Source organism: Acidithiobacillus sp. TH-A117 (genome assembly GCF_057473465.1).
Window position 1 is genome coordinate 18,861 of the sequence record NZ_JBYCKQ010000016.1, and the last position, 21,934, is coordinate 40,794.

Consider the following 21,934-nt stretch of genomic DNA (forward strand, 5'->3'; position numbering starts at 1 on the left):
GCCCACCGTCATCGGGTAAAGGCTGCGCGGGATACAGCCAGCAGTGCGCTGCCGCTTGTTGGCGTAAGGCAAAATCACCATAACGGATTTTAGAGTTATTTTGGTGAGGTATTCGGGTATATATTCGTCGAACAGCCGGTACAGAGGTTACGCTACCGCCAGGTACAGCAAACTCAAGGAATACCACAAATGGCTAATTGCTGTGAAGACAAAAGCTGCGAGATCGCCAATGTCGGTGTCTTACTAGCCGCCAGCAGCATTTACCTGCTTGTGCTTGCCTCGCGCTGGCCGGACATCATCGTCGGTGCCCTTATCTCCGGCGTGTTTCTCAGCTCCGCGCTTAATGTCCTGCGGCAATCCTTGCAAGCGCTACGTGCGCCCGTTTCATCCCGTTAAGGCGTGCAGCGGTTCGGCTTGCTCGGACAAGCCGTGACCGAAAGAAATCAGACAACAGCTTTGGACAAGGGGTTAACCGGGCTTTACGTTCCGGGCTCCCCCAAACCCCAATAGCGATAACTCCAAAAGCCAGCTTGAAAACCAAGGTTTTGTGACGGCATGGGCACCCGTTCCCGATGGCGCCCGGTGTCCGCCACTGGCACCCGCATCGTCACCAACCCTTAACCCACGACCACCCTCACACTCCCAATATGCACCATCTGCATGAATGAAGGCCTTAGGAGATTTCTATGACCTCCGGGCTGTTCGGGGCCGAACCGCCGTGGCACACACACCCTTCCCCTTGGGCAGCGGTCACCAACTCATGCAGGATACCGCATTCGGCGGTGGTATGCCGCCCGTGGCAGCATCCGCGCAGTTGCTCAAGCTGCCTCGCCAGCGCTTGTAGCGATTGGAGCCGTCCCTGTACATGAGCCAGATGCGTATTGATCAACCGATCCACGTCCAGGCAATCGTCCAGCGGATGATCCAGCAGATGCAAGAGTCGCTGCACGTCCGCGAGTGGCATGTCCAGCGCCCGACAGTGGCGAATAAAGGCAAGCCGTTCCAGATGCGCGGGGCCATAAGCTCGATAGCCGTTCGCCCGCCGAACTGGCGCGGGCAAGAGGCCTATCCGTTCATAATAACGGATGGTCTCTGGATCCACGCCCGTGGCCTGCCTAAGTTCGCCAATTCGCATATCATCCCCCCAAAAAGAGCAGTATAAATCCTTGACCATGTAGTGACTACAAGGTTTTTAATGGCAATTCATTCGGATTTTTGCAGAGAAGGATGATGTATGGCACACGATTCTCATGACCATGCCGGCCATACCGCTGGTCGCCATCATACCCACGCGCATAGCCATGCCCACGGTCCGGCAAACTACGGCCGCGCTTTTGCCATCGGGGTGGCGCTCAACCTGAGCTTCGTGCTGGCTGAGGTCGTGTTTGGGATGATTGGACATTCCCTGGCTTTGCTGGCGGATGCCGGACATAACATGAGTGACATCCTGGGCTTACTCATGGCTTGGGGCGCCACGGCACTGTCTCGCCGCCAGCCCTCGGCGCGCTTTACCTACGGGCTGCGCAGCTCGTCTATTCTGGTGGCTCTGGCCAATGCCGTATTCCTTTTGGTGGTGACTGGCGGGATCGCCTGGGAAGCGATTCAGCGCCTGCTGCATCCCACGCCCGTGGCAAGCGACATAGTCATTGGCGTCGCAGCCTTCGGAGTGGCGATCAATACTGGGACCGCCCTGCTGTTCATGGCGGGGCGCAAGGGCGATCTGAATATCCGGGCGGCATTTCTGCACATGGCGGGCGATGCCGCTGTATCGCTCGGGGTGGTCCTGGCGGGGATCGGGATGCTGTTTACTGGCTGGTTTTGGCTGGATCCCACGGTCAGCCTGCTCATCAGCGCGGTGATCGTGATCACCACCTGGGGCTTGCTGAGGGACTCCCTCAACCTGACCCTGCACGGCGTGCCCGAAGGAATCGAAACCCAGGCGGTACGCGCCTATCTCGCCGCCCTGCCGGATGTGGCGGCGGTACATGACCTGCACATTTGGGCCATGAGCACCACCGAAACGGCGCTGACCGTGCATCTGGTCATGCCCAACGGCTACCCCGGAGACGCGCTCCTGAACCGGATCAGCAATGAATTGCAGAGGCGCTTTCGCATCGACCACCCCACCTTGCAGGTGGAGGCTGGCGATCCGGCCCACCCGTGCGCACTGGCGCCGGATCATCGGGTTTGAGATTTTCCGGAAGGTTTATGCAAGGATCCAAGAATATGGCTTCGAGAAGATTTCTTTTCCACAATTATAGATACTCTGAAGACCAATGTCCTCAGGGGATTAGGAAAGAGACAGGATATGCCATCAACACCTTTGAGGATCGGCTTGTCATAAACTCCGGTACTTGGTATTCAAGCGATATCGCCGACCGGCTGATCATATCGCCAATGCAAGCCGATGTTCGGCCCTTCAAATCCTCATCACCTGTACCTAATCAGTACAGATCGTTGAACAAGTATTTCTTCGGTATGGGGGCTATGGCCTGAATCAAAACTATTGAGGAAAAGGTCATGAACCCGACTGGAGCCCGAGGGCCCACCCCCGAAGAAGCCCAAGACCGCCTCGCCCGCTTCGGCTCCCACCAGAAATATCGAGGAAGCAGAATATTTAACGTACGCTACCGCTAGGTACAGCAAACTCAAGGGATCCCACAAATGGCTAATTGCTGTGAAGACAAAAGCTGCGAGATAGACGCCATGCGCGACAGTCACAGGCGTGTACTGTGGATCGTGCTCGCCATCAACGCTGTCATGTATTTCGTGGAAGGCTCGGCGGGCCTAATCGCCCATTCAATTTCGCTGCTGGCGGACGCGCTGGACATGCTGGGCGATGCCTTGGTGTATGGGTTCAGCCTCTTCGCGCTGGCACGGTCGGCGCGCCGACAGACAGTTGCTGTCTTGGTAAAGGGCGGCTTCATGCTCGCCTTTGGGCTTGGTGTGCTGGGGACTGCGGCCTACAAGGCGTTTCACCCCGTCATGCCGGGTATAGAAACGATGGGAATCGTCGGCATGCTGGCACTCATCGCTAATCTTGCGTGTTTTTTTCTTCTGTACCGATCCCGTGGCCACAACCTAAACATGAGTTCCAGTTGGCTGTGCTCTCGAAATGACTTGATCGCCAATGTCGGTGTCTTACTAGCCGCCAGCAGCATTTACCTGCTTGCCTCGCGCTGGCCGGACATCATCGTCGGTGCCCTTATCTCCAGCGTGTTTCTCAGCTCCGCGCTTAATGTCCTGCGGCAATCCTTGCAAGCGCTACGTGCGCCCGTTTCATCCCGTTAAACCGTGCAGCGGTTCGGCTTGCACGGACAAGCCGTGACCGAAAGAAATCAGACAACAGCTTTGGACAAGGGGTTAACCCGGTTTTACGTTCCGTTGCTCCCTAAACCCCAATAGCAAAAACCCATGGTTGACATCTCCGTTTTCTACCGGTACAAAGGCCCCTGAATTCTTCACACAGGAGGGCCAGCGACTTGGACAGTGACCCTAGTTGCTTTCACAAAGCACCGTTGCAGTTCGTAGATCGGGTCATCCTGGCATAGTTGCTGTTGCCATCACCCGGTCCTCGGGTGATGGAATATTTCCATTCATTATCGTTGTTTTGTGCGCGCCGCCGTGAGTGCGTCCCAGTCGCATGCCCGTAAAGGAGCATACGATGGCGACAGAGGTACAAACCAAAAATATCACTAACCTGTTGGCATCACTTCCCGAGGATCAGCGCCACCGGGTGGCTGACCGCTGGCGGGTCCACCAGCAACGGGAAGCATTGATTCAGCGCTCTTCCTTTTGGAAACGGCTCTGGCTCTTTCTCACCCTCATCGGGCCAGGAATTCTCGTTATGATCGCGGATAATGATGCTGGTGGGGTGATCACCTACGCCCAAACCGGCGCCGCCTACGGGATCGGATTTTTCATTCCGTTTCTCATCCTCATGGTCCCGGTGGCCTATGTGGTGCAGGAGATGACCGTCCGTCTTGGCGCAGTGACACACCGCGGGCATGCCGAAATGATCTGGGGTCGTTATGGCCCTTTTTGGGGCGCCTTTTCCCTCTTCGATCTGGTCGTCGCCAACATCCTCACCCTCGTTACAGAATTCATCGGTATCACCATAGGGATGAAGATGTTTGGCGTGCCCGCTGTTTGGAGCGCATTGGGCGGATTTTTCATCGTTGCAGGAGTGCTTTTATTTTTGCGTTATCACACCTGGGAACGGGTGGCGCTTTGGGTTGCTGTTGGAAACTTGATTTTTGTCCCGCTGGCCATTGCTTCCCATCCACACTGGGGACAGGTGGTAAAGGCCTTGGGGAGCTGGCACATCCCTGCGGGTATCGCGGTAAGCGGCTTTGTTTATGTGATTCTCGCAAACCTGGGCACGACGATTGCGCCATGGATGCTCTTTTTCCAGCAATCGAGCGTGGTAGACAAAGGCCTGACAGAAAAGGATATCCCCATTGGCCAGGCCGACACCGCCATTGGCACCATTCTGATGGGGCTGGTCGCCATAGCCTTGGTTGCCCTGACAGGATCTTGGGTGTATGGGTTGTCCGGCGCGGGAAATTTCGGAATACACCGTATCATGGCAGCTCTTGCACATAGCCCAATCGGGTCTGTCGGTACCGCGCTCTTTGGGCTGGGACTGGTCGAGGCCGGTCTGATTGCCGCCATCGCGATTACCGCAAGCACTTCCTGGGCCGTGGGCGAGGCGCTTAAACTGCCGCGAAGCATCAATTTACGGCCTCAACATGCACTCCCGTTCTATTTGTCTGGGCTTCTAGGTACGGCTTTGGCGGCCTTGATCGTCCTGCTCCCACATGCTCCTTTGGGATTTTTGAACCTCACCGTTCAAGTGGTCGCCTCCATCTTCATGCCAGCGGCAATGATGTTCCTGCTGCTATTGCTGAACGACCCTGAAATCATGGGTCAGCATGTGAATCGTCCTTGGCAGAATATGGCGGCATTCAGCATTGTGGGTTTACTGATGGTCGCCGACGGTCTCTATGGATTTACGGTGGTTTTCCCTCACGCACTTTAGGAGATGGCACATGCAAAATAAAGACTATTATCCTGACCCCAAGGAAACATTGGATGTCTCTGATGACTTTGCAAGCTTTCTTCAGGCAGAAGGGGGCGGAGAGTTGGCGCCATTATCCCGTGCACCCGTTCAAGGTGCGGTGAAAACCGCGTTTTGGGGGCTGCGGCTCTACATCGTCGCCATGCTGATACTGGTGGCGATTGGTTTTACCCGCGGGATGCATTGATTAGGGTGCGGGCTTATTAAGGAGGTGCCACAAATTGGGCAGTAAACGTTATATTTTATATTCATATACGAAAATTGTCTGTTTCTAAGCATAACCGCTGATTCGTGGGAGTGCCCTGGCAGGCATTTTGAAAAGGAACCAACATGAATAAAATAAATTTTTTCCCTATTACCGCCTTGCTGGCAACGCTTATCATGAGCATCCAAGCCGTACGTGCAGATGATGCCGTCCAAAATCCCTGCACCGGACCATCCGCATTACTCGCTCTGCTAGATCGGCCCACGGTGTCTGACAGCGCGTGCGTGGTGCAATACGGCCAAGCCGTACTGGAAGCTGGTTACCAACACGCCAACCTTACGGGAACCGGAGGCGGCACTGCCGATAATTTCCCCGAGGCGGAATTGCGCTTTGGCCTGCCGGGCCACAACGAATTCGTCCTGCTGCCGCCCAACGACAATCTCCAGCAGGTCCCAGGCAGCCCACATCTCCAGGGGTTCTCGGCCACCACGGTCGGCATCAAGCACGAATTGGGCTATACCAAACACTGGCTGGGGGCCGTGGAAAGCTTGTTTACCCTACCCTCCGGGAGCCCGGCGTTTGGCAGCCGGGGGACAGGAGTAGCCTTTAACGGCATCGTTACCTATGCCCCAAGCGACGACACCGGGATATCCTTGCAATTGGGCGTCACATCTCAGACCAATCCCGCACTCGCAGGAGGTGGTCGCTTCACCAGCGTTAATCCGGACATCACCTTTACCTGGTTGCCCTTGTGGAATCTGCAGTTCTATGGCGAGGTCTACGGACAAAGCCGCACGGGGCCGGGCCTGTGGTCCGGTTTTGATGCGGACGGCGGTGTGCAGTACCTGCTGACCCCCTCCTGTGAGATAGACCTCGAAGAAGGTGTGCGCCTGAGCGGAAACCTAGGTGGATTTACCCATTACTTCGGGGCAGGGATGGGTTTCCTGTTCTGATCCGTTAGGGTCCTTAAACAAAAGGGTATCAGATGTCCTGACAATGCAGCCGCCCCTCGCTCGCCGTAACAAGGCATTGCAAAGCGATGGGGGTGCGACAATTTGCCGCATGTAACCGTATCCGTATTAACTGTAAGATAATTTACCTGGGACGAGGAATCTGGTGTCTGTCAGCGATAAACAGCGCGGCCTAACTTTAACACTGTCTTTGGTATCGTGCTGAGGTGAAGGTTAAATTCCAGATCCAACCTGGGAGGTGGACGGTCCTGCTACTGTGGCCAAATATGCTGAACTCCTTCAATAACCCAGGTGTGCAAAGCGAATTTTCGATCAACTGATGGGCATCATACCGATGGTCGCTGGTCTTTTACGGTCAAGTAACATCTTCCGATGCTGGATCTGTGGAGCGGGCGGGAAGGGACCCACATCCATGCTCCAAGTTGCCAGGATTCTGGATGTACAGTGTTCACAGTGTAGACAATACTGGAACCCTCCCCGTGGGGCGCTGTGCGCACGCAGTGAATATCCAAAGTGCGTTGGGGGTGGCGGTGTTCGTCGCGTCGGTTATCCTCCATCACGCCATGCCGCCATCTGACATGCGCCAGCTTGCGTCATCGCAGTCCATCTCGATAGTTAGCCCCATCGAGGTAGTTAAACTAACCATCACTGCACATGATAGCGCTTGAGCCAAGAGTGAGAGCGACTGATCGCATGATAATTGGAAAGGACGCCGTCATGAATAAGCTCCTCGTCGCGCTGTTCGTAATAACCGCCCTTGCAGGGTGTTCGCGTTCCAATAATCTGGATGATAGCCATACCGTGAAATGGTACTTGGCGCACGATGCCGCCGCCTACCCCTCTTTTCTTGTTGGTTTTTTGGGGTCGGCGAAGTCAAATAATAACCACCCGCCCTCTGCGCCCAGGAAACCTGAAGCGTAAAAGACCTCGTAAGGTGTCTAGTATCACAATGCCAACCCCATCCCCGGCGACGCAATGCATAGTGGAGCCCAGCACCTGCCTCCAACGTGTCGAGACATACCCCTCGTGCAACCCAGGTAGTGGCTCTCGACAACCCAATACGTACAGGAACGCGCCGAGCGGTCCCGTAGCAATACAAAGCCCCACTTGAGAACCTTGGACTCTGGTGTGGCGCGAATATCAACCGCAACAAACAGTACTGATAACGCGGTAAGGATAAACCACAAAAGCATCACGCCATTAAACATTTCCCCTCCTCCTGCGCCCATCCCCTTGAGCCACGCCCAAGTGATCGTTGCCGACAGATAGCACTTACATCTGGATCTGGAGCATCTCCAACCACCTTGCCCGAGTCAGAAGGCGCAATATTAAACGAGGAGAAGCATCCAGCTTGCTCTACGGTCCATCCTATGACCGTTTGTAGTCATTCATGTGCTTTTATCCCCATGTTCAGTAAAGTTTTAGGTCCCGGCCAGCAATTCATCAAGCCGTGGCTTCTGATGAGCAAATGTTCCCCATAACGCCTCGCCAGCGATCACCGTGATTGGCGCGACCCGCACTCCGTAGCGTGATTTGGCTTCCTCAGCCACGCCGGGAGCAGTCACGTCACGTTCCTCGTATGCGACATCGTGTTCCTTGAGGTAACGGCGCACGGCGGCGCAGTCGGGGCAGCCGGGACTGGTGTAGAGCAGTACCGGATCAGACATGACGGTCGGTGTGCGGGGCTTCAGCCCCGCACCTCCGCCTCATAGCCTTCTTCCTTGACCGCAGCGATCAATGCGGCGGTGCTTGCCTGACCATGCACTACAGCTTCTCCTGGCGTGAGAGTGACGTCCGCTTTTTCAACGCCGGGCACGCCTTCCAGCGCCTTCGTCACGGCCCGCACGCAATGCCCGCAAGTCATGCCGGTGATCTTCAGATTGATATCGCTCATGGGTTTTCTCCTGTTGAAAATGAAGTGAAAGGGATTACTCGATACGCTCCTATAAGTATTATTCAACCGCGCACGGCATCAGCTACACGCTGGAGTTTGTCGCGCACCTCGATGCCGAGCGTGGTAATTTGCGGCTTGTCCACCATGCCGAGTACAGCGGCAGGATCCATGAACACCACGCTCACCTTGCCATCGTCGTCCTCACGCACCACTACGTTGCAAGGCAGCAGGGCGCCGATGTCGGGCTCGGCCACCAACGCCTGATGGGCGTAGTGCGGGTTGCAAGCGCCAAGAATGACATAGGGCCGTCCCTCAATGCCCAGTTTGGCCTTGAGCGTGGCGGCCACGTCGATCGTGGTGAGCACGCCGAAGCCTTCAACCTTGAGGGCTTCGGTGACCTGCGCCACGGTGGTATCAAAATCGCCCTTGGCGGGTACGCTGAAAACGAACTGACTCATATGGATTCTCCTCGTTTGAACGATTGCTCAGGAATGAGCGGGTTCGAGTGCGGTATTCGGTACCGCGCCCGGCGTTACCGTTGGCACATAAGCCTTGAGCCGTTTAAGGCGCAGGCTGTTGCTGAGCACGAAGACGGAGGACAGCCCCATGGCTACACCAGCCACCATCGGATTCAGATGGATGCCGATAGGCACGGCCACGCCAGCCGCAACCGGGATCAGCAGAATATTGTAGAAAAATGCCCAGAACAGATTGCCACGGATATTGCTCAGTGTGCGCCGTGCCGCCGTCAGTGCCGTGACCACCTCGCCGAGCTGTCCGCGCGTGAGGGTCACGTCTGCTGCTTCGATGGCGATGTCCGTGCCTGAGGCGAGTGCAATGCCGACATTAGCCTGTGCGAGCGCTGGAGCGTCATTGATACCATCGCCGACGAAGGCGACCTGTCGGCCCTGTTCCTGCAACTGGGTGACGACTTTCGCCTTATCCTGGGGTAGCACCTCGGCGTGCACCTGCTCGATCTGTAATTGCCTGGCAACAGACTGAGCGGTAGCTCGCGTATCACCAGTGACCATGGCTACCTGCAGCCCACGCGCGCGTAATGCCTGTACCACCATATACGCTTCCGGTTTGATGCGATCGGCAATGGCGAGCCACCCGATCAGCGTTGCGTCGACCGCGACGAATACCACCGTGCGCCCGTCGTTCTCTATTTGTGCCGCAGTCTCGGCGTTATCCCCCAGCAGTACATTTTCGCGCTCCATAAATCGTCGGGCGCCGACACGCACCATACGGCCTTCCACTTCACCTTCGATCCCATAGCCGGCAATAGAGCGGAAATTGTTGACTGTAGGCAAGTGAATGCCGCCCTCGCCGGCCGCAGTGACAATAGCCCGCCCGAGCGGATGTTCGGAAGCCGATTCCAACGCTGCAGCCAGACCCAGTGCTGTCGCGGGATCGGGGCCACCCTGATCAACGAGGGCGGGACGGCCTTCGGTCAACGTGCCAGTCTTGTCGAATAGTAGGGTGTCGACATGTGATAGCGTCTCCAGTGCCTCGCCTTTGCGAAACAGCACGCCGAGTTCCGCCGCACGTCCGGTGCCCACCATGATCGCCGCTGGCGTTGCCAATCCCATGGCACAGGGGCACGCCACCACCAGCACGGCGACTGCCGCGACCAGTGCGATGCTGACATTGCCCGTCAAGGCTATCCAGACGCCGAAGGTTGTCAACGCGATGACCAGCACGACTGGGGTAAACACCCGTACCGCACGGTCGGTCAGCCCCTGAATCGGAAGTTTGCCGGTCTGTGCGCTCTCTACCAGATGGATGATATGTGCCAGTACGGTGTCGCGCCCGACGGAGGTGGCCTCTACGACCAATCGCCCATCCTGGCAGATGGTGCCACCCACTACGGTGTCATCCATGGTCTTGGCCGAAGGCAGGGGTTCGCCGGTCAGCATAGCCTCGTCTACATGTGCGCGCCCCTCGACTACGCGTCCGTCCACTGGAATGCGTTCACCGGGACGCACCACGATGCGCTCGCCAGTGCGCAGCCGCGATACCGGCACCTCTTGCTCGATACCATTCGCATCGAGCCTATGCGCGGTTTTTGCCTGCAAGCCGGCCAACTTGCGAATGGCCGATGAGGTGCGGCCCTTGGCCAACCCCTCCAAGTACTTGCCAGCGAGTACGGCTGCGATAACGACCGCGGCTGAGTCGAAATACACATGTCGTGCATCGAGTGGAAACCATGCGGGCGCCACCAACACCAACACACTGTAAGCCCAGGCCGCGCCGGTGCCGGTGGCCACCAGGGAGTTCATGTCTGGCGACAGGTGGCGGTACGCGATCAGGCCTGGCCGGAAAAACCGCCGACCGGGTCCGAACAAAACGATACTGGCAAGCACAAACTGCACCCACTCCCAGAAATGCGCAAAGGGACTCGCGACCATCAGCGCATGATCAAAGGCTGGGACGAATGTGGCACCCATGGACAGCACCAAAATCGCCAGGGCCAGCACCGCAGCTACGATGACATCACGACCCATGGCGCGCAAACTCACACGGCGCTGGTCTGCCTCGTTGACATCCTGCTCCCCGTCTTCCTGAACAGGATGCGCGGCGTAACCCGCCTCGCTTACGGTGCTGGCCAATTCGTCCGTACTGATCATCGCCGGGATGTAGCGCACATGCGCACGCTCAGTAGCCAGGTTAACCACAGCCTCCAGTACTCCGGATTGCTGCCTGAGTGCACGTTCTACGCGGCCCACACAGGAAGCGCAGGTCATGCCCTCTACCACAAGATCTATCTCATCGGTCACCGGTACGTAGCCGGTCTCGCGGATCGTCTCGGCGATACGTGCGGCATCGAGTTGCTGTGGGTCGAAAAGTACCTCGGCGCGCTCAGTCGCCAGGTTCACATTGGCCGAGGTTACGCCGGGCAGTTTGCCCAGCGCCCGTTCCACCCGCGCGCTACAAGAGGCGCAGGTCATCCCGTCTATGCCAATCTCAAGGTGTCCACGGGTTTTGTCATCCATGAATATATCTCCTCGGGTGATGCCCGCTGTGTACAGTGTATCACGTCTTAAAGAAGGATTCCGAGAAACTATATGCAACCCACTATCCGTCCATCATAAACCTTGAAGCTTGCTACAATGTCAAGAGTATTTGATTGCGTTTAGCTCTCGCAAACGAAACTCCGACAGTCTGCTAGGGCAGGAGAGCGATGAGAGAGCAGCGATTGAAGGTGCGTCGCAGGCTGCAAAACTGATCCACGGGACCACAGGTCCGGCGGCACGACCCATGATTGTGCTGATTCCTCTGATCCGTCCGTGAATGATCGCGCGCGCCAATTCAGCCAGGAATCTGGGCTCATTTCGGGATTGTTTGAGGCTATGCCGAAGGAGTGGTTGAGTGACCAAGCCAAGATCGATCTGCAGATGACCATACTCTGTTCGCATCTGGAGAAGGGCCACGTTGTCCAGAATTTTGTGGATGTGGTGAGTAAACATACCCAGGATGGGGCATCTGGTTGCGCTGCTCATGTGTCATGGGTATAGCGCAAGCACAAGGGATTCCTGCCGACAGACGTCAGGATGAAACTTTATTGTTCTAGGAATGCGCTATTCTCTCAGAGACACATCGACTCAGGATGGAACATTGTTTTTCCCGTTAAATCCGGAGAGCAATAAATCAATAAGTTACATATTTTCTGGGATGATACTTTTTTGTCCGTTAACAATGTGGTCGGTTCTCAGTACATCAACACCAATAAGGGTGCTCCTGCAGGAATTGCTTTACATCCTTATAATATTACCAATCTTAATCTGGGATATTCTTGGCGGCCTGATGATATGGGAGTCAAAAAGCTTACTTTTGACTTTTACGTGGATAATTTGTTTAATGCAAATTATAACCCGTATGAATATGTTCAGCTGCAAAGTGCGAAGGACGGTGGTAACTATATTGCCGCCCAAGCGGGAGCGCCTACCTTTATTGGTGCCAGTCTAGCCGCTAAGTTCTAATGGCTTTTTGAGGTCCGTCTTTCTCGGGAAGGACCTCATGGATATCCGGCATGAGTTTTATCGTGCCGGATTTTTTTTCACCAGCAGTAACCCCTCGCGGGTACTGCTGGAACTCAATAACGCCAAACGATGCAAATCCGGATAGTCTTTGGCACTGATGACAAACTCCGGGAGTTTCAGGCGTTGGTCGATATGAAGGATTTGCCCCTGTAGCGCGTAGTGTATAGCGTAGCTGCCCACCGCTGTTTGCATATCCACATTTTTAGGCAGATAAGCCGGGTGGTAACCCCGGGGTAGTCGCAGGGAAATATGAGATTCCATGTAACTGGGATGGATCAGGCTGGGGGTGTTGCGCTCGGCATCCGCCGTAAATGCCTGCAAGGGTTTGGCCATGGCCGTATCGGTGGGCATAATCATCGCCATGTGCGGGCCGGGAATGAAAAGTCCGTCCTTGATGGTATGGGTTTTGATACCCAGGGGCTGATCCAGATGGTCCCGATTCTGAAAAGCGATGCTCTCCAGTTTACCCAGATCGCCCTGTTCATAAAATCCGTTGCGTAATCCTTTCATCAAGAGCCGTCCCTGGCTGCCGATCAAGGCGGAACGGATATCCTGGGCGGCATAACCCCGGCGCAGTTCTGTGGTCTGGTCGCGCATTTGTCCGGCGGCGCTCAGGGTGAGCCGGGTGTGTTTGGCGATTAGTGGCAGGCTCAGGTCAGGGGCCGGGGTTTGGGTCATACGCGGATTTTTCCCGGTAATGAGCACCGGCCGGCCCGCATCTTCCAGAGGTAAGCTGTGGATGCCGGCGTAGCGCGAGGTGGGGTCCAGAAACAGATCATAAGCCGGGACATACACCAGAAAATGTCCAAAGGCCAGAGGGTCCACACCGGGATAGGGGTGGAAGCGCGCAGAGGTGGAAATCAGTGCGGGTACGGCTTCCACATGCACGGCGCGGAGGAGGGCGCAGAGCAGTGCGGCATTGGCATTGCTGTCGCCGACCCCACGCTGCAGGGTGCTGCTCGCTGCAGGAGGAGTGAAGCCTGCATTGACGTAATTGATGGATACCGAGTGGATGTTTTTCTGCAGCCAGTGATAAATGGCCTTGACGGCATCCATGCCCGTTGCCCCGCCGGCTATTTGGGTGGCCGCTTTTTGCAGCTCCGGGGTTATATGCAGTGCAGGTGCGGCCAGTTGATTGTAGGCCCGGGCTACAGCGGTCCATTGATTGGTAGTGGAGATCACTGCGAGCGGCGCATATTGGGTGAGCGCCGGACTGCCCAGGGGTGGGTAGGAGACTTTTGTCAGACTGCTGCGAAAAGTCTGGCTGCTACCAATTTTGTCTTTTTGCGCGGGCTCCAACTGCCAGGCGCTGCCTTGCTGGGCGGCGTAAAGTTTTTGTGCGGCGGGGGCATGTAAAATGATTTGTGCCTGTTTAACCGGCACATTGGGAGCCAGTACCGTACTGATGGCATGAATGCCCGGTAAATAGCCGTGGTCATAATGGATGGTATAGCGGATGTGTAGTGTATCTCCGGGCGCCACAGCAGGGAACACCACACTCTGGATGCGGCCATCACTCAAAAAAGGCGCACTGAGAGCATCCGGGCTGGACTGGGTATAAATGGCACTGGCAGGCACCGGGTGTTTACTGCCGGAAGGCGTTTCCGTGTAGGCGTCGAGAATGTGGACCTGGGCAAAATTGGCCGGGTAGCCAATTCGTATCTGGGATTGGGATTGTACGCCGGCCATGGTCAGGGGCTGAATAAGCGATCGATGCTGTCTGTAAAAGCACCATTTTTCTGGACGCTGATTTCCTGGCGCAGAAGCAGTATCTGATAATTCACCTGGGCCGGTTCGCGGGCCAGCGCCAGGTTCGCGCTGCTCATGAGGATGCAGCCGGCAGTAAACAAAACAGTCTTGGGCAGAATTTGGCGGGTCATATACAGGTTTCCTGAATTCATTGACGAACAAGGATAAGTGGACTTTGCTGGGCGGCATAATCCCGTTTCAGCAGTTGGCGCAGGGCAGGATATTGTCGGGGGTCGTACACGACGCGCTTTAATCGCAGCTTATAGTGAACGATGACGTTTTGGTTTTTCTGGGCCAAGGTATAGACAAAGCTGCCGGCTGAATTATGCAGGTGTTGATCTGGTGGCAGATATTCCACGCGGTAGCCAGCGGGTAGGTGGATCGTGCTGGTCCAGTGAATACCACCAAGATAGGTGGTGACGGGATGCTGGCGTTGCAGGGGACCAATGACCCGGGTGAGCGCTCTTATCGGGTTTGCTGTGCCGGATAGACCGGGAGTGAGATAGGGGCCGGAGGGTATGGGAAAACTGATATGGTCGCCGACATGGGTATAAGCCACCGTATGCCAATGGGCACTGACCGAAAATGGCTGATCCAGCACATTGGGATCACCCGGAACAAAAGAGCCACTGCCGCCGCCATCCCGAAGCAACAGGGTATTCATGACCCGGGGATAGGCCGAGGGGGGGATGGACGCAAAGGTTTCCCGGTACATCCAGGCCCACCAGCCATGGGTGACCATTTTGGCCGTACCACTCAGATCCCCATTGCGATGCAGGGTGAGATCTGCGGAATAGTCCAGTTGATTGGCCCCGGGCTCGGCACCGGGAGTCATGACTACCCTGGGATGAGGTCCGGTCACAATGGTCGGCTTGTCCCGTTCGCCCACCGCGAGTTGCCCCGGGGTTTCATAGGTGCCGGTACTATCTAGAAACAGATGGCGTTGAGGTGCATAGTCTATGGCGTGGTTGAACCAGAAGGGCGTTGGTAGGGGCGGCAGGTTGAAGACGTTGTTCCAATTAATGAGCGTCGGGTAGAGCTTGAAGCCTTTGGCATTGAACAGAGCCTGGAGCAGGGTGGCGTGGGCTTTGCAGTCACCATAGCGGTTTTGCAGGGTGCTGTTGGCAGAGATGGGTACAAAGCCACCTACGCCCAATTCCAGGCCGACATAACGAATATGGTGGGAATCCCAGGAATAGAGGGCCTTTTCCGCATCCCAGCCCTCCAAGTCATGGCTGGCGTCAGCGGCGGTTTTCTGCACCAAGGGGGTGACAGCGGCCTTGTCTGCAGCCCGTGACCAATAGGCCTTGCCGACCGCGGCCCAGGTCGGGAAAGTGCTCACCTCAAACAAGGGGCTGAACTGGCTTTCATCAACAGTACTCGGGCCCGGATAATGGGCATGGTGGACGGACATGCGGGCGCTGATCTGGACCAGTTTGCCTTGATCCTGCCGGGTGATCTTCCAGCCGCCTGTTTGAGCAGCCTTGAGGTGCATGCTGCGGGGTGCGGTGATTTTTACCTGAAAATTCCGGACTGACTGGCTGACCGGAATTTGCCAGAACTGGGAATACTGTTTGGCGAAGTAGGGCGTTGTCTGGGTTTTCTCGGTGATGAGGTGTAACTGGTCGTGCTTGCCGAGTTTGGGCAGAACGATGGACAGCACCTTGGCGTGGCTATACATAGGTGCTCCGGCGGCGACGGGTTCCGGGCGCACAAAAATGGCACTGGCGGGCACCACATATTTCTGGCCGCTGGGTGTGCTGACCCAGGCGCGTATCACCCGCAGTTTTGCCATGTCTGCAGAATACTGAATCTGAAAGGGGTTGATCATGGTTTCGAGGGCAGGATTGAGCAGTTCCAGCACCTGATGATCGCGCTCGGTGAACAGACCGCTGGGTTGTACGCTGACCGTGACATGATTTTTGAGAATGCGTAGTGGAGCACCGCTGTGTTGCAAATTTAGTGGAACAAAAGGGGTGGTGCTGCCGGTAAAGGCGGTATCCGCCTCGGCCATACTGGTCAAGAGCATGCCCGTTCCCAAAGCCATACCAGCCAGAAAAATCAATGCGGACGGGATTTTTTTGCGCAGAAGCATGGGTTGGTCACCTTTTTGAAAAATCATGGGGTCAGAGCAACAGATTTTGCCCGTTTGCGGCGCGGCCAGGACAGTCCGTCAAACCATAAATAGAAGGCGGGGGTGATGTACAGGGTCAAAAACTGGGAAAAAATCAGCCCGCCCACCACGGCCACCCCCAGGGGTACCCGACTACCCGCTCCGGCGCCAAAGCCGATGGCTATGGGCAAGACCCCGAGAATGGCAGCGAAAGTGGTCATCATGATGGGGCGATAGCGGATGCTGCAGGCATCGACAATGGCATCATAGGCATCCGCGCCCTCGCGGCGGCGGCTCACCGCAAAATCCACGAGAATGATGCCATTTTTCTTGACCAGGCCCAGGAGCATGATGATGCCGATAAAACTGTATAAATCGAGAGGCTCGTGAAAAATGAGCAACGACAGCAGGGCGCCGAAGGCCGCCAGGGGCAGGGCGGTCAAAATGGTCAGAGGATGCAGGAAATGTTCATAGAGAATGGCGAGGACCACGTAAATCAGCAGGATGGTCGCCAGGAGCAAAAAGGGTAGAGATTTGAAGGCCGACTGGAATTGCGCGGCATTTCCACCCAGGTGCCCGACAATGCCCGCTGGCAATACTTGATGGGCGGTTTTTTGCAGGGCACTGATAGCTGTACCCAATTGCACTCCAGGGGCCAGATTGAAGGAGATGGTGGTCGAGGGCTGACCATTATGTTGCATCAGATTCAGGGGAGCGGCGTCATAATGGAACTCAGCTACGGCGGAAAGAGGCACCAAGGTCCCACCCGCACCCGGTACACTCAGAGTGGACAGGGCATTGATGTTTTTCTGATAGCGCGGTTGCAGTTCCATGATTACTTCATATTGATTGCTGGCCCCGTAAATGGTTCCCACCTCGTGCCCGCCAAAGGCAAGGCCCAGGGTGTTTTCGATGGCGGCGGGGGTGACTCCTAAAGCCGTGGCGCGGGCGCGCTGAATCTGAACGGTCACCTGGGGGCTGTTGTTTTCCAGACTATTACTGACGGAATTGAGCTGAGGGAGTTTTTGCAGCGCATCAGTCATTTTCAGAGTGGCCGCGTTCAGGTCAGTCCAGTTACTGCCCATGAGTTCATACACATAACTGCCATTACCACTGGCGGTGCCGGAGTGGGCGCTTTGCGGCCCCTGAAAAACAATCTGAGCATTATGAAAGCGCCGGGTGGCCTTTTGCAGGTCAACAATGATCTGTTCGGTCTGGGGAGCATAGCCATTGCGAATATGAATGAACATGTGCCCGGAGTTGCGGCTGCCAAAACCACCGGCTCCCTGACCGGCGGAAGACACCACCGATTGAATGCGGCTGTTGGCTTTGACGACCCGGGCAATAGCCGATTGCTCCTGGCTGACTTCGGCAAAGGTCATGCCGGTGGGATACTCAATGTTGGCATTGATCATTCCCGAATTCTGGCTGGGCAAAAAGGCCTTGGGAACCAGCATCAGCAACCAGACACTTCCAGCTAAGGAAAGCCCGGCCAGAGCCAGCATCCAGTATTTGTGATGCAGAGCGATTTTCAGGGTACGGATATAAAAATCCCGACTTTGCTTAAAAAAACGCTGAAAAATCCCGTTTTCCGGTAGGTGCCCAGAGTCATGCAGATCAGCCACCGCGTGGGGGTGATTGGGCTTCAGATAACGACTACAGAGCATGGGGGTCACAGTCAGCGCGACTATTCCGGATATCAGGATGACCATGGCAATGCTGACCCCAAAGTCCGAGAACAGGTGTCCGACAAAGCCCCCCAGAAAAATCAGGGGCAGAAAAATGATGGACAGGGACAGGGTCATGGACAGCACCGTAAAGCTGATTTCGCGGCTGCCATTGAGGGCGGCGGTCATGCCGGTTTCGCCCCGGTCAATATGACGATTGATGTTTTCCAGCATGACCACCGCATCATCCACCACAAAACCCACGGAGAGAGTCAGCGCCAGCAAGGTCAGGGTATTGATGCTGAAGCCGAGGAGCATCATCACTAGAAAGGTGCCGAGCAGGGACAGGGGAATGGCGACGGCGCCGATGAGGGTGGCCGAAGGGCGGCGCAAAAACAGCCACATGACCCCCGCCACCAGAATGCTGGCGAGAATCAGGGTCATCAGTACTTCATGCACGGCAGCGCGAATATAGTCTGCCAGATCAAATACATTGGTCAGGTGGACACCACCGGGCATGGCCGCCTGCAGCTGAGGCAGCATGGCGCGGATTTTATTGGAGATCTCCACCGTGTTGCTGCCGGGTTGACGGACCACGGCCAGGACAATGCCGGGCGTTTTGTTGATCCAGGTTTTCTGCTGATTGTCCTGGGTACTGTTGACCGCCTTGCCCACCGCGCTGAGGGGTACAGCCTGACCGCCTTCATAGGCCAGTACCAGATGATTGTAGGCTTTTGCCGTATGTAACTGGCCATGCACCTGGGTGGCAAAAGCCTGATCGCCGCCGTCCAGGGTGCCGCCGGGCAGATTGACATTGGCGTTACCCAGGGCGCTTTGCACCGCCTGGAGGCTGAGCCCCCGGGCCGAAAGGGCAAAAGGATTCACGTAAATACGCACGGCGTAGGTCTGGGCACCATAAATCTGTACATCGGACACCCCGGAAATCCCCGACAAGGCTGTACTCACCTTGGTTTGGGCATACTTGTCCAGTGCATAAAGGGGCATGTTGGGTGCGGACATGCCGATGTAAAAAACCGGCTGTGCCGAAGGGTTCATCTGGCGCACGGCGGGCGGCTCAGGCATGCCCGGTGGTAAAAAATGCTGGGCCTGAGATACGGCATTGGAAACTTCCTGGGTAGCACCCAGGGGAGATTTGCTGAGATCAAACTGCAGGGTAATCTGAGTCACGCCATTTTGACTGACGGCACTCATGGAATTAAGGCCGGGAATGCTCGCGAACTGTCTTTCCAGAGGGGTGGCCACGGCGCTGGACATGGTTTTCGGGCTGGCTCCCGGTAGCTCTGCGGTAACCACCACCATGGGAAAGCTGACATTGGGCAGCAGGGCCGTGGGTAACTGCAAATAGGCAAACAAGCCCAGCAGGGCCACAGCCAAGGCAAGTACCGTGGTGGCAACCGGGCGACGGATGAAGGGGGCTGAGAGGTTCATTGGAGGCCCTGCAGTAGGTAGGGATGCTTTTTGCTCCGACGGTCCTTGCCTGTTGTTCTATGACTCATCCCGCTGGCAGGCGAAAACTCGCCCAGTGGGCTCAGACAGTTCGCCAGCCGGGCGCGGGATTTCGCCAAGAACAACAACGGCGCGGACCAAAGTCGCTGCAAAGCATCCCTACCTACTGCCTGATTGATTTTCATGGCTTGATCACCCGCACCGCCGAGCCGGGATGCAGCCGGGTGGGTGCCCCCACGATCACCTGTGCTCCCAATAAATGCTTTGCCCCCGCTATCGCCACTCGATTGCCGTTCTGCCCCAGAAACCGTACCGGCTGCATGACTGCTTTGTGATCCTTGATGGTATACACATAAGGTCCGGAAACACCCTGCTGCAAGGCGTTGGCAGGAATAATCAGGGCGTCATGAAGCTGTCGGGCGGTAAAATCCACCTGCACATATTCGCCGGGCCAGAGGCGGGAAGGTTGGTTACTGAGCGTTGCCCGCGCCGTGACGGTTGCCGAGGCAGTATTGACCGTATTGTCTATCACCGTGACGGTACCGGTGCCGATGCGGGTCTGGTGGTTTTCATCCCAGACCTGTACCTGCCCTGAGTGCTGGCTAATGGCCGCATGTAAGTCATTGAGATAGGTTTCGGGCAGGCTGAACTGTACATAAATGGGTTGAATCTGATTGATGGTGACCAGCTGGGTGCTGTTGGCGGTAACCAGATTGCCGGATTTAAGACTTAAAATCCCGACGCTGCCACTGATGGGCGCGGTGATGCGGGTTTCCGCCAGGGTAATTTGCGCTGCCTGGAGAGCCGCTTGATCGGCCGCTACCGTGGCGGCGGCAGTGTTGGCTTGGGCCTCGGCCTGCTGCACGGTCTGGCGGGTCACATACTCCTTGCTGAGCAGGGGGGCATAGGCCTTGGCCTGGGCCTCATCATATTGTTCCTGGGCGACTTCTCCCTGCAGGTTGGCGCGATCCTCGGCAACCTGGGCAGCGGGAGTGGCCGGGTCGATCTGAAACAGGAGTTGTCCTTTTTGCACGACTTGCCCTGAGTGTACTGCCACGCTTTGCAAAATGCCGCTGACCTGGGGGGTGATGGTGACACTATGCGAGGCCACGGCCTGCCCCAGGGTATTGACCACTATGGGTAGATCACCGGTATGGACTACGGCTGTTTCGACGGGTAAGGCCGAGTCCTTGGCCGCATGCGGATGATGATCGGCACAACCCGTCAGGAGCAGGAGTATTGCCGCCGACAGCAGCCAGGACTGACGGAGTCGCATCATGCCGGACCTCCCGGGAGTGTTTTCGGTAAACCGATCATGCCCAGGGCATTGGCGAGGTTGGCGAGTTGCACATAGGCCGTCGTAATGTCCTGAATGCGAGTTTGTTCAGCAGTGGTGAGGGTGGCCTGGGCGGTGAGCAGATTGAGCATGGTCGAAAGTCCTACCTTGTACTGGGCGCGTATGGCGGCAAGAGAAGCCTGGGCACTGGTGACAGCCAACTGGGCGGCGGCAGCGGCGGAGCGCGCACCCATGACGGTCTGGTAATCCTGATAGACGGTTAAGGCAATGGTTTGGGTCTCCTGGTTCAATGAAGCCCGGGCACTGCGTTCCTGGCGGCGGGCCTGTTGAATCTGATAACTGTCATGAAAACCCGTAAACAACGGCACTTTGAGGCTGAAGCCAATAGCCCAGTTCTGGGAAGGCTCCAGTCCATTCTGAAAGCGTTTGCCGGCAGACACCGATGCGCTGAGCGTTGGTAGTCCCTGTGCCTGATCTTCCCGAAGCGTAGCCCTGCTGGACAGAATTTGGGCAGCCGCAGCCTGGACGGTCGGGTTATGCTGAGTGGCATGCTGGACCAGAGATTGCACCGAAGGAGTGATGTCAGGGGGCAACCGGTGGGTGTTCAGAGGCACCAGCGGTATGGGATTATTGGACGGCAATCCGCAACTTGAGGCCAGTGCCGCCTGATCAGAGCGCACAGTGGCCGAGGCGGAAATCCATTGGGCCCGGGCCTGGGCCAGTGCCGACTGCGCTTGCAACACATCGGCGATGGTTGCCATGCCGGCATGTTGCTTCAAACGCGCCGCGTCCAGATTGGCCTTGTCTTCAGTAACGGTTTGCAAATAGGCACGCACCAGTGCCTGTTCGCCGATAAGCTGGTAGTAATTTTGGGTAACGCTCAGGGCAACTTTGCTCAGAGCGCTGTTATTGTCAAAACCGGAAATGTACAACTGCGCGAGAGCTGCATCCTTTTGCGCGGCACGCAGGCCAAAATCCAGCAGTACATAACTCAGGCTGAGGCTGGCGGAGTTGCTGTTGATAATGGGAATGCTGAATCCGGCCGTGGTGTTGCTCTGGGAGCGCACCGCAGAGTCACTCAGGGAGATGCTGGGGAGCCAGGCGGACTCAGCAACCCCCAAACCTGCGGCAGACGCCTGTAGATTCAGGTAGGCCACCCGGGTTTGGGGGTTGTGGGCCAGGGCATAATTGGTCAATGCCGCCAGGCTCTGAGGTTTCGCAAAGGCATGAGTTCCCGGCAGGGTGGCTTTGGGTAAATGCAGATGCCGGTCCTGCCAGGGCTGTCCCAGCGGTGCCTTGACCCAGCCCTGGGTATCGAAGGGGTCGTGGATCAGCATGTCGAGGGGGGCAGCCCAGGCAGCTTCACTGCCCAGGAGTATCCAGAGCAGAGCCCAGACTGAGAAGGCCCTGAAGCAAAATTCCGCGCTATTCAACTTGATGCACATTTC

18 protein-coding genes are annotated in these 21,934 nt (G+C 56.6%); 7 read left to right on the forward strand and 11 right to left on the reverse strand.

Annotation, left to right across the window (positions count from 1 at the left end):
• Positions 1 to 189: 189 nt before the first annotated feature.
• Positions 190 to 396, forward strand: coding sequence for a cation efflux protein (locus AC2VLR_RS03310; RefSeq protein ID WP_014003705.1), 207 nt, complete (start codon positions 190 to 192; stop codon positions 394 to 396).
• A gap of 277 nt (positions 397 to 673) precedes the next feature.
• On the opposite strand, the gene cadR is transcribed toward AC2VLR_RS03310, so the two are convergent.
• Complete coding sequence (gene cadR, locus AC2VLR_RS03315) at positions 674 to 1,174, reverse strand: Cd(II)/Pb(II)-responsive transcriptional regulator (RefSeq protein ID WP_343205851.1); 501 nt, start codon at positions 1,172 to 1,174, stop codon at positions 674 to 676.
• A 60-nt stretch (positions 1,175 to 1,234) separates the two neighbouring features.
• On the opposite strand from cadR, the gene AC2VLR_RS03320 reads away from it, so the two are divergent.
• The 5 genes from AC2VLR_RS03320 (at position 1,235) to AC2VLR_RS03340 (ending at position 6,238) form a co-directional block, all read left to right on the forward strand.
• Positions 1,235 to 2,191 (forward strand): cation diffusion facilitator family transporter, encoded by a 957-nt coding sequence (locus AC2VLR_RS03320; protein WP_215861474.1) that lies wholly within the window; start codon positions 1,235 to 1,237, stop codon positions 2,189 to 2,191.
• 473 nt (positions 2,192 to 2,664) lie between these two features.
• Positions 2,665 to 3,291, forward strand: coding sequence for a cation diffusion facilitator family transporter (locus AC2VLR_RS03325; protein ID WP_215861473.1), 627 nt, complete (start codon positions 2,665 to 2,667; stop codon positions 3,289 to 3,291).
• Between the two features lie 373 nt (positions 3,292 to 3,664).
• Complete coding sequence (locus AC2VLR_RS03330) at positions 3,665 to 5,041, forward strand: NRAMP family divalent metal transporter (RefSeq protein ID WP_215861472.1); 1,377 nt, start codon at positions 3,665 to 3,667, stop codon at positions 5,039 to 5,041.
• Between the two features lie 10 nt (positions 5,042 to 5,051).
• Entirely contained in the window at positions 5,052 to 5,267 is a 216-nt protein-coding gene (locus AC2VLR_RS03335) for a hypothetical protein (RefSeq protein WP_064217748.1), read from the forward strand.
• Positions 5,268 to 5,410: 143 nt separating this feature from the next.
• Complete coding sequence (locus tag AC2VLR_RS03340) at positions 5,411 to 6,238, forward strand: hypothetical protein (protein WP_215861471.1); 828 nt, start codon at positions 5,411 to 5,413, stop codon at positions 6,236 to 6,238.
• Positions 6,239 to 7,677: 1,439 nt separating this feature from the next.
• On the opposite strand, the gene AC2VLR_RS03345 is transcribed toward AC2VLR_RS03340, so the two are convergent.
• From AC2VLR_RS03345 to AC2VLR_RS03360, 4 genes are all read right to left on the reverse strand, one after another.
• Entirely contained in the window at positions 7,678 to 7,923 is a 246-nt protein-coding gene (locus AC2VLR_RS03345) for a glutaredoxin family protein (protein ID WP_014003716.1), read from the reverse strand.
• A 20-nt stretch (positions 7,924 to 7,943) separates the two neighbouring features.
• Positions 7,944 to 8,150 carry a CopZ family metallochaperone gene (locus AC2VLR_RS03350; protein ID WP_064218044.1) on the reverse strand — a complete coding sequence of 69 codons (207 nt, stop codon included), beginning with the start codon at positions 8,148 to 8,150 and terminating at the stop codon, positions 7,944 to 7,946.
• 62 nt (positions 8,151 to 8,212) lie between these two features.
• Positions 8,213 to 8,608 carry a DUF302 domain-containing protein gene (locus AC2VLR_RS03355; RefSeq protein ID WP_215880204.1) on the reverse strand — a complete coding sequence of 132 codons (396 nt, stop codon included), beginning with the start codon at positions 8,606 to 8,608 and terminating at the stop codon, positions 8,213 to 8,215.
• A 27-nt stretch (positions 8,609 to 8,635) separates the two neighbouring features.
• Positions 8,636 to 11,146 carry a heavy metal translocating P-type ATPase gene (locus tag AC2VLR_RS03360; protein ID WP_248885793.1) on the reverse strand — a complete coding sequence of 837 codons (2,511 nt, stop codon included), beginning with the start codon at positions 11,144 to 11,146 and terminating at the stop codon, positions 8,636 to 8,638.
• 690 nt (positions 11,147 to 11,836) lie between these two features.
• On the opposite strand from AC2VLR_RS03360, the gene AC2VLR_RS03365 reads away from it, so the two are divergent.
• On the forward strand, positions 11,837 to 12,133 hold the full coding sequence (locus AC2VLR_RS03365) for a hypothetical protein (RefSeq protein WP_486880843.1): 297 nt from the start codon (positions 11,837 to 11,839) through the stop codon (positions 12,131 to 12,133).
• A gap of 57 nt (positions 12,134 to 12,190) precedes the next feature.
• On the opposite strand, the gene AC2VLR_RS03370 is transcribed toward AC2VLR_RS03365, so the two are convergent.
• The 6 genes from AC2VLR_RS03370 to AC2VLR_RS03395 all read right to left on the reverse strand — a co-directional run bounded on the left by AC2VLR_RS03370 (position 12,191) and on the right by AC2VLR_RS03395 (position 21,931).
• Positions 12,191 to 13,882: a DUF3857 domain-containing protein gene (locus AC2VLR_RS03370; protein ID WP_486880844.1), complete on the reverse strand. Its 1,692-nt coding sequence runs from the start codon at positions 13,880 to 13,882 to the stop codon at positions 12,191 to 12,193.
• Between the two features lie 2 nt (positions 13,883 to 13,884).
• Positions 13,885 to 14,073, reverse strand: coding sequence for a hypothetical protein (locus AC2VLR_RS03375; protein ID WP_486880845.1), 189 nt, complete (start codon positions 14,071 to 14,073; stop codon positions 13,885 to 13,887).
• 17 nt (positions 14,074 to 14,090) lie between these two features.
• Positions 14,091 to 16,037, reverse strand: a complete 1,947-nt coding sequence (locus tag AC2VLR_RS03380; RefSeq protein ID WP_486880846.1) for a DUF3857 domain-containing protein — start codon at positions 16,035 to 16,037, stop codon at positions 14,091 to 14,093.
• 23 nt (positions 16,038 to 16,060) lie between these two features.
• Entirely contained in the window at positions 16,061 to 19,171 is a 3,111-nt protein-coding gene (locus tag AC2VLR_RS03385) for an efflux RND transporter permease subunit (RefSeq protein ID WP_486880847.1), read from the reverse strand.
• Between the two features lie 199 nt (positions 19,172 to 19,370).
• Positions 19,371 to 20,468 carry an efflux RND transporter periplasmic adaptor subunit gene (locus tag AC2VLR_RS03390; protein ID WP_486880848.1) on the reverse strand — a complete coding sequence of 366 codons (1,098 nt, stop codon included), beginning with the start codon at positions 20,466 to 20,468 and terminating at the stop codon, positions 19,371 to 19,373.
• Positions 20,465 to 21,931, reverse strand: a complete 1,467-nt coding sequence (locus AC2VLR_RS03395) for a TolC family protein (protein ID WP_486880849.1) — start codon at positions 21,929 to 21,931, stop codon at positions 20,465 to 20,467. The genes AC2VLR_RS03390 and AC2VLR_RS03395 overlap by 4 nt, the downstream gene beginning before the upstream one ends.
• Between the last annotated feature and the right edge of the window lie 3 nt (positions 21,932 to 21,934).

Excerpts from the sequence above, each read along its gene's own strand:
- AC2VLR_RS03310 (WP_014003705.1), top strand. The coding sequence starts at position 190 with ATGGCTAATTGCTGTGAAGACAAAAGCTGCGAGATCGCCAATGTCGGT.
- cadR (WP_343205851.1), bottom strand. The coding sequence starts at position 1,174 with ATGGTCAAGGATTTATACTGCTCTTTTTGGGGGGATGATATGCGAATT.
- AC2VLR_RS03320 (WP_215861474.1), top strand. The coding sequence starts at position 1,235 with ATGGCACACGATTCTCATGACCATGCCGGCCATACCGCTGGTCGCCAT.
- AC2VLR_RS03325 (WP_215861473.1), top strand. The coding sequence starts at position 2,665 with ATGGCTAATTGCTGTGAAGACAAAAGCTGCGAGATAGACGCCATGCGC.
- AC2VLR_RS03330 (WP_215861472.1), top strand. The coding sequence starts at position 3,665 with ATGGCGACAGAGGTACAAACCAAAAATATCACTAACCTGTTGGCATCA.
- AC2VLR_RS03335 (WP_064217748.1), top strand. The coding sequence starts at position 5,052 with ATGCAAAATAAAGACTATTATCCTGACCCCAAGGAAACATTGGATGTC.
- AC2VLR_RS03340 (WP_215861471.1), top strand. The coding sequence starts at position 5,411 with ATGAATAAAATAAATTTTTTCCCTATTACCGCCTTGCTGGCAACGCTT.
- AC2VLR_RS03345 (WP_014003716.1), bottom strand. The coding sequence starts at position 7,923 with ATGTCTGATCCGGTACTGCTCTACACCAGTCCCGGCTGCCCCGACTGC.
- AC2VLR_RS03350 (WP_064218044.1), bottom strand. The coding sequence starts at position 8,150 with ATGAGCGATATCAATCTGAAGATCACCGGCATGACTTGCGGGCATTGC.
- AC2VLR_RS03355 (WP_215880204.1), bottom strand. The coding sequence starts at position 8,608 with ATGAGTCAGTTCGTTTTCAGCGTACCCGCCAAGGGCGATTTTGATACC.
- AC2VLR_RS03360 (WP_248885793.1), bottom strand. The coding sequence starts at position 11,146 with ATGGATGACAAAACCCGTGGACACCTTGAGATTGGCATAGACGGGATG.
- AC2VLR_RS03370 (WP_486880844.1), bottom strand. The coding sequence starts at position 13,882 with ATGGCCGGCGTACAATCCCAATCCCAGATACGAATTGGCTACCCGGCC.
- AC2VLR_RS03375 (WP_486880845.1), bottom strand. The coding sequence starts at position 14,073 with ATGACCCGCCAAATTCTGCCCAAGACTGTTTTGTTTACTGCCGGCTGC.
- AC2VLR_RS03380 (WP_486880846.1), bottom strand. The coding sequence starts at position 16,037 with ATGCTTCTGCGCAAAAAAATCCCGTCCGCATTGATTTTTCTGGCTGGT.
- AC2VLR_RS03385 (WP_486880847.1), bottom strand. The coding sequence starts at position 19,171 with ATGAACCTCTCAGCCCCCTTCATCCGTCGCCCGGTTGCCACCACGGTA.
- AC2VLR_RS03390 (WP_486880848.1), bottom strand. The coding sequence starts at position 20,468 with ATGATGCGACTCCGTCAGTCCTGGCTGCTGTCGGCGGCAATACTCCTG.
- AC2VLR_RS03395 (WP_486880849.1), bottom strand. The coding sequence starts at position 21,931 with ATGTGCATCAAGTTGAATAGCGCGGAATTTTGCTTCAGGGCCTTCTCA.